Raw genomic sequence first — 6,983 nt, forward strand, 5'->3', positions numbered from 1 at the left:
ATCTCGCTGATGTACACGATCCAGAATTGTGGGAGCGAGCCTGCTCGCGAAAGCGGTTTATCTGACACCCGAATGTTGAATGTGCTGAAGCCTTCGCGAGCAGGCTCGCTCCCACAGAGGTTCAATTGTGTGTCTGGGGCTGATGGATTTCATAGTTATCCAGCACCCGGTTCACCGCCAGTTCCGCCAGCATGATCACCTGCTGGATGGCCAGTATGGTGTGCCGCTGTGGGCTGTCGACGTGGGCGGCGATGTCGCTGCTCATGATGCTCGCCGAGGCGAGGGATTCGCAGGCGTGGGCCAGCAGGCTTTCGTTGTCCTGGTCCGGGGCGACCTGGAACATGGTGCTGGGTTTGTGGCTTTGTTGCGCGGTGGTGGCCGGTTTGAGGTAGTGATCCAGCGCGCGCTCGGCGGCGTCGTGGAGTTTCGTCGAGTCCGGGGATTGGTAGGGTGAGGTGCTTGCGGATTCGGGGGGATTGGGTGTGGGTTTGAACATGGTGAAACTCCATTCGGGAAGTGGAGTTCGCCACTGACTGCGACCAAGCAATCGGGTGGCGAACCGTACGCGGGTTGGTCGACCAGGGAATGGAAACCCGGCAGGGCCGAGGCCCTCCCACGCACAGCTCGCCATTAAGCATGCTTGAAAATGTGCGCCATTCTAAACCCGGACGACCAAGCCCGGTCGCTGATTCGTCAGCAACCACTAGATCCTAGCCAGCGCACTTCCGACGGACAACCTGCAAAACCTGTCGGAAACTTCCCCGTAAACACCGCGATGTAGGAGCTGCCGTAGGCTGCGATCTTTTGATTTTTTAAACAGCAAAATCAAAAGATCGCAGCCTCGTTGCACTCGTCAACTCCTACACGAAGTCAGCGGTGTTTAAAGTCAGGTGGCGACGCGCGCGCCAGCCAGACTCCCGCTCAACTCATACGCAACCAATTCCGCCTGATGCGCCGCCAATATTTCCGGCAACGATCCGCGCAAATATTCCACCCACGTCTTGATCTTCGCATCCAGGTACTGCCGCGACGGATAGATCGCGTAGAGGTTGAGTTCCTGCGAGCGGTAGTTGGGCATCACGCGCACCAGAGTGCCGTTGCGCAGGCCTTCGATGGCGGCGTAGACCGGTAGCACGCCGACGCCCATGCCGCTGGTGATGGCGGTTTTCATGGCGTCGGCGGAGTTCACCAGGAATGGCGAGCTGTTGATGGTGACCGTTTCTTGGCCGTCCGGGCCATCGAATGCCCATTTCTCCAGCGGGATCACCGGGCTGACCAGGCGCAGGCAGGCGTGGTTGAGCAGGTCGCTGGGTTTTTGCGCGGCGCCGTTGGCTTTTACGTAGGCCGGCGAGGCGCAGACGATGCTGTAGGTGATGCCCAGGCGTTGCGAGACGAAGCCGGAATCGGGCAGTTCGCTGGCCAGCACGATGGACACGTCGTAGCCCTCGTCGAGCAGGTCCGGCACGCGGTTGGCCAAGGTCAGGTCGAAGGTCACGTCGGGGTGGGTCTTGCGGTAGCGGGCGATGGCGTCGATGACGAAGTGCTGACCGATGCCGGTCATGGTGTGCACTTTCAGTTGGCCGGCGGGGCGTGCGTGGGCGTCGCTGGCTTCCGCTTCGGCTTCTTCGACGTAGGCGAGGATCTGTTCGCAGCGCAGCAGGTAGCGTTTGCCGGCCTCGGTCAGGGCGATGCGCCGGGTCGTGCGATTGAGCAGGCGGGTTTGCAGGTGGGCTTCCAGGTTGGAGACCGCGCGCGAGACGTTGGCGGTGGTGGTGTCCAGTTGCACGGCGGCGGCGGTGAAGCTGCCCGCTTCGGCAACACAACTGAAGGCGCGCATGTTTTGCAAAGTGTCCATGGGGTGCTCTCAAGGGAGATGGCAAATTGTGACACGAAGTTTCAGGGGCTGAGACCCCCGACCAAGGGATTATCTCGTTAACCGTAACAAAGATTCACAGAAATCCCAGCTTATCGCCGCAGAGGCAGCTCCATAGAATTGCGCCGATCCTGTGCCGGCGCTGCCGAAGGCTGCGGTCTTTTGATTTTGTTTTAAGGGAAGCAAGATCAAAAATCGCAGCCTGCGGCAGCTCCTGCACGGTCCTCGATCTATCCCTCTCTCAGGAATTCGCAGCTGTGCCGCGTCGCATCAACAGAGCGCTTTTGCCGCTCAGTGTTCTGGCTTTAACCCTGGCTCTCGGCGGCTGCATCTCTACCCAAGGCATTGCCCCTCACGGCGAGGCACTCGCGGCCGATTCACTGGCCACCGACGCTGCCATTGCCGAGGCCGCCAAAGACGCCCACTGGCCCAGCGCCCAATGGTGGCAGGCGTTTGGTGACGCGCAACTTGATCGCTGGATCGACCTCGCCGTGCAAGGCAGCCCGAGCATGGCCATGGCCGCTGCGCGGGTGCGTCAGGCCAAGGCCATGGCCGGTGTTGCCGAAGCGGCCGAGGCGTCGCAGATCAATGGCGAATCAACCCTCAAGCGCCACAACTGGCCGACCGATCAGTTCTACGGCCCCGGCGATCTGGCCAACACCACCACATGGGACAACAACGCCGCGCTCGGCTTCAGTTACGCCCTCGACCTCTGGGGCCGCGAGCGCAATGCCAGTGAACGCGCGGTGGATCTGGCCCATGTGAGCGTGGCCGAGGCTCGCCTGGCGCAGCTGGAGCTGCAGAACAACATCGTCCGCGCCTACATCGAGTTGTCGCTGCATTACGCCCAGCGCGACATCGTTGCCGCAATGCTCAGGCAGCAACAGCAGATTCTCGATCTGGCGCAGAAACGCCTGAGCGGCGGGATCGGCACGCATTTCGAAGTCAGCCAGGCCGAAACACCGCTGCCGGAAACCCATCGCCAACTCGATGCGCTGGACGAGGAAATTGCCCTGAGCCGCAACCAGATTGCTGCGCTGGCCGGTAAAGGCCCGGGCGCCGCTGCGCAACTGCAACGGCCGACGCTGTCCCTCGCGGCACCGTTGAAGTTGCCCTCGGCATTGCCCGCCGAACTGCTCGGCCAGCGTCCGGACGTGGTCGCCAGTCGCTGGCAAGTGGCGGCGCAGGCGCGCGGCATCGATGTCGCCCACGGCGGTTTCTACCCCAACGTCGATCTGGTCGGCAGCCTCGGCTACATGGCCACGGGCGGCGGCGCGCTGGAGTTTCTGACCGGTAAGAAACTCAACTACAACGTCGGCCCGGCGATCTCGTTGCCGATCTTCGACGGCGGTCGACTGCGTGGCGAATTGGGCGAAGCGGCGGCCGGTTATGACATCGCCGTGGCGCACTACAACCAGACCCTGATCAACGCGCTGAAGAACATTTCCGACCAGTTGATCCGTCGCGAATCGATGGATAAGCAGCAGGACTTCGCCGCCGAGTCCGTTGCCGCAGCGCAGAAGACTTACGACATCGCGATGATCGCCTACCAACGCGGCCTCACCGATTACCTCAATGTGCTGAATGCGCAGACCTTGCTGTTCAAACAGCAGCAAGTGCAGCAGCAGGTGCAGGCGGCGCGGTTGAGTGCGCATGCCGAGCTGGTGACTGCCTTGGGGGGCGGCCTCGGTGCCGGTGATGACGTGCCGACAGCCGAGCAGACCCAGGCCCCGAAAACCCCGGCGCTCCTGCGTTGAACACAGCATCCATTGTGGGAGCGAGCCTGCTCGCGAAGAGGGCGTATCAGTCAATGAACATGTTGCCTGAGACTGCGCTTTCGCGAGCAGGCTCGCTCCCACAGGTTTCGAGTCCGCATTGCATGCCTGAGTATTTTCAATGACCTCCTTGCCCGCCCCTCTACGCTGGCTCCACTCCCTGGAATGGCGCCGCGGTTTCTTCGACTGGGCCCGCAGCGATGGCGTGACCTGGGTGTATATCTTCAAGGTGTTGCTCGCCGCGTTTCTCACCCTGTGGCTGGCGATGCGGCTGGAACTACCGCAACCGCGTACGGCGATGATCACGGTGTTTATCGTCATGCAGCCGCAGAGCGGTCAGGTGGTCGCCAAGAGTTTCTATCGCTTGCTCGGCACGCTGGCCGGGTCGGCGATGATGGTCACGCTGATCGCTTTGTTCGCGCAGAACACGGAGCTGTTTCTCGGCTCGCTGGCGATCTGGGTCGGCATCTGCTCAGCCGGTGCCGCACGTTGCCGCAATTTTCGCGCGTATGGTTTTGTTCTCGCCGGTTACACCGCAGCGATGGTCGGTCTGCCGGCGCTGGCGCACCCGGACGGCGCCTTTATGGCGGCGGTATGGCGGGTGCTGGAAATCTCGCTGGGGATTCTCTGTTCGACGCTGATCAGCGCGGCGATTCTGCCGCAGACCGCCAGTGCGGCGATGCGCAACGCCTTGTATCAGCGCTTCGGCGTGTTCGCCCTGTTCGTCACTGACGGCCTGCGCGGGCGCAGCAAAGCCGAGGCGTTCGAAGCCAGCAACGTGCGCTTCATTGCCGAAGCCGTGGGCCTGGAAGGCTTGCGCAGCGTGACCGTGTTCGAAGACCCGCACATGCGCCGGCGCAACGGCCGGCTAAGTCGTTTGAACAGTGAGTTCATGGGCATCACCACGCGCTTCAACGCCTTGCATCAGTTGCTTGAACGCCTGCGCGGCAATGGCGAAGAGCATGTCGTGGCAGCGATCAAACCGGGCTTGCAGGACCTCGCCGAAGTGCTCGACGGCTTCAGCGGTCGCGCGCTGACCAGCCCCGATGCGGCACGTTTGGCGACCGCGTTGGCCAGCTACAAGGAAGGTCTGCCGGCACGGGTCCGAACCCTGCGCGGGATCTTTCAGGACACTGCTCCGAGCGAAGCCGAACAACTGGATTTCCACACCGCCTACGAATTGCTCTACCGCTTCGTCGATGACCTGCACAGCTATGCACAGACCCACGCGTCCCTGGCCGAGCACCGCCACGAACGCGAGCGCTGGGACGAGCCGTTCACTCCGCAAACCAACTGGTGGGCGGCGGCCGCGTCGGGGATTCGTGCCTCGTTCATCCTGATTGTGTTGGGCAGTTATTGGGTCGCCACCGCGTGGCCGAGCGGGGCGACCATGACCCTGATCGCCGCCGCCACCGTCGGCCTTTCCGCCGCCACACCGAACCCCAAACGCATGGCCTTTCAAATGGCCTGCGGCACGTTTCTCGGTGCACTGATCGGCTTCGTCGAGATGTTTTTCATCTTCCCGCTGATCGACGGTTTCCCCTTGCTCTGCGTGATGCTCGCGCCGGTGATCGTGCTCGGTTCGTTCCTCGCTTCACGACCGCAATACGCCGGTGTCGGCCTCGGGTTGTTGATCTTTTTCAGCACCGGTTCAGTGCCGGACAATCTCACGATTTACAACCCCTACACCTTCATCAACGACTACATCGCCATGGTCATGGGCATGCTCGTCTGTGCCGCAGCGGGGGCGATCATTCTGCCGCCGAACAGTCGCTGGCTGTGGCAGCGCCTGGAGCAGGACTTGCGTGGCCAAGTGGTCTACGCGATCAGCGGCAAACTCAAGGGTCTGGCCTCGCGTTTCGAGAGCCGCACCCGCGATCTGCTGCATCAGGCCTATGGCCTCGCGGCAGGGCAACCGAAAGTGCAAAAGAGTCTGCTGCGCTGGATGTTCGTGGTGCTCGAAGTCGGCCACGCGATCATCGAATTGCGCAAGGAACAGGCGATCCTGCCCGTGCACCCGGCGTATGCCGAATCGCAGCCGTGGCGCCAGGCAATCCGCGTGATGGGGCGTGCGCTGGTGCGCCTGTTTTTGCAGGCGAACGCGAGCAATCTCGAACGCGCACTGGTGGCGGTCGATCACGCGATCAGCCGCGTCGCCGCCACCGACGAGCCGTTCGCGCCGCACTTCGATACCTCGGCGTTGCGCCGGGTGAAAAGCTACCTGCACTTCATCCGCACCTCGCTGCTCGACCCGCAATCACCCCTCGCCGAATTCGCTTCTGCCAGGCCCGAAGGACTTGCCCATGCCTCGTGAAATCGCCTTCCACGGCGTGTACATGCCGACCATGACCCTGATGTTTTTCATTGCTGCGGGACTGGCCTGGGCAGTTGACCGCTTCCTCTCGGGGTTCGACCTGTACCGTTTTTTCTGGCACCCGGCGCTGCTGCGTCTGAGCCTGTTTACCTGTCTGTTCGGCGCCATGGCGCTGACTGTCTACCGTTGAGAACATCTTGATGAAAAAGTTTTTCAGCCTGCTCGCGACCCTGCTGGTACTGGCCCTGGCGCTGTGGATCGGCCGCACGTTGTGGGAGCACTACATGAACACGCCGTGGACCCGCGATGGTCGCGTGCGTGCCGACATCATCAACGTCGCCGCCGACGTCACCGGCGAAGTGGTCGAAGTGCCGGTGCGCGACAACCAGTTGGTGAAGAAGGGCGATCTGCTGATGCGCATCGACCCCGAGCACTACCGCATCGCGGTCAAGCAGGCGCAGTCACTGGTGGCTTCGCGCAAGTCGACCTGGGAAATGCGCAAGGTCAACGCCCATCGCCGCGCCGACCTCGACAATCTGGTGATCTCCAAAGAGAACCGCGACGACGCCAGCAACATCGCCGACGCTGCGCTGGCCGATTACCAACACGCCCAGGCGCAATTGGAAGCCGCCGAACTCAACCTCAAACGCACCGAAGTGCGTGCGGCGGTGGACGGCTACGTGACCAACCTCAATGTGCATCGCGGCGACTACGCGCGCATTGGCGAGGCGAAGATGGCCGTGGTCGACATGAATTCATTTTGGGTTTACGGCTTTTTCGAAGAAACCAAACTGCCTCACGTCAAAGTGGGTGACCAAGCCGACATGCAATTGATGAGCGGCGAAGTGCTCAAGGGCCATGTCGAAAGCATTTCGCGCGGGATTTACGACCGCGACAACCCGGAAAGCCGCGAGCTGATTGCGGATGTGAACCCGACGTTCAACTGGGTGCGGTTGGCTCAGCGGGTGCCGGTAAGGATTCACATTGATGAGGTGCCGGCGGGGGTGTTGCTGGCGGCGGG

At 62.1% G+C, this 6,983-nt stretch carries 6 protein-coding genes; 4 read left to right on the forward strand and 2 right to left on the reverse strand.

The genetic code is table 11. The features are described from left to right. Positions 1-121: 121 nt before the first annotated feature. A complete protein-coding gene (locus D8U82_RS19815; protein WP_130902812.1) occupies positions 122-496 on the reverse strand; it encodes a DUF6124 family protein in 375 nt (124 codons plus the stop codon). A gap of 390 nt (positions 497-886) precedes the next feature. Further along, on the reverse strand, positions 887-1,855 hold the full coding sequence (locus tag D8U82_RS19820; RefSeq protein ID WP_024011667.1) for a LysR family transcriptional regulator: 969 nt from the start codon (positions 1,853-1,855) through the stop codon (positions 887-889). 275 nt (positions 1,856-2,130) lie between these two features. Here D8U82_RS19820 and D8U82_RS19825 point away from each other — a divergent pair, with 275 nt between their 5' ends. From D8U82_RS19825 to D8U82_RS19845, 4 genes are all read left to right on the forward strand, one after another. Further along, the gene (locus D8U82_RS19825; protein ID WP_130902813.1) at positions 2,131-3,630 is read left to right on the forward strand and encodes an efflux transporter outer membrane subunit; all 1,500 of its coding nucleotides are present in this window, start codon (positions 2,131-2,133) and stop codon (positions 3,628-3,630) included. Positions 3,631-3,769: 139 nt separating this feature from the next. Next, positions 3,770-5,962: an FUSC family protein gene (locus tag D8U82_RS19835; RefSeq protein ID WP_130902814.1), complete on the forward strand. Its 2,193-nt coding sequence runs from the start codon at positions 3,770-3,772 to the stop codon at positions 5,960-5,962. After that, positions 5,952-6,152, forward strand: coding sequence for a DUF1656 domain-containing protein (locus D8U82_RS19840; protein ID WP_016771611.1), 201 nt, complete (start codon positions 5,952-5,954; stop codon positions 6,150-6,152). Before D8U82_RS19835 ends, D8U82_RS19840 begins: the two co-directional genes overlap by 11 nt. 10 nt (positions 6,153-6,162) lie before the next feature. Further along, a partial coding sequence (locus tag D8U82_RS19845) for an HlyD family secretion protein (protein ID WP_130902815.1) occupies positions 6,163-6,983 on the forward strand: 821 nt, incomplete at its 3' end.

This window comes from Pseudomonas sp. Sample_23 (genome assembly GCF_004307595.1).
Taxonomy (GTDB): domain Bacteria; phylum Pseudomonadota; class Gammaproteobacteria; order Pseudomonadales; family Pseudomonadaceae; genus Aquipseudomonas; species Aquipseudomonas atacamensis.

What these genes read in the sequence shown, in the direction of transcription:
- D8U82_RS19835 (WP_130902814.1), top strand. Translation starts at nt 3,770, where the DNA reads ATGACCTCCTTGCCCGCCCCTCTACGCTGGCTCCACTCCCTGGAATGG.
- D8U82_RS19815 (WP_130902812.1), bottom strand. Translation starts at nt 496, where the DNA reads ATGTTCAAACCCACACCCAATCCCCCCGAATCCGCAAGCACCTCACCC.
- D8U82_RS19840 (WP_016771611.1), top strand. Translation starts at nt 5,952, where the DNA reads ATGCCTCGTGAAATCGCCTTCCACGGCGTGTACATGCCGACCATGACC.
- D8U82_RS19820 (WP_024011667.1), bottom strand. Translation starts at nt 1,855, where the DNA reads ATGGACACTTTGCAAAACATGCGCGCCTTCAGTTGTGTTGCCGAAGCG.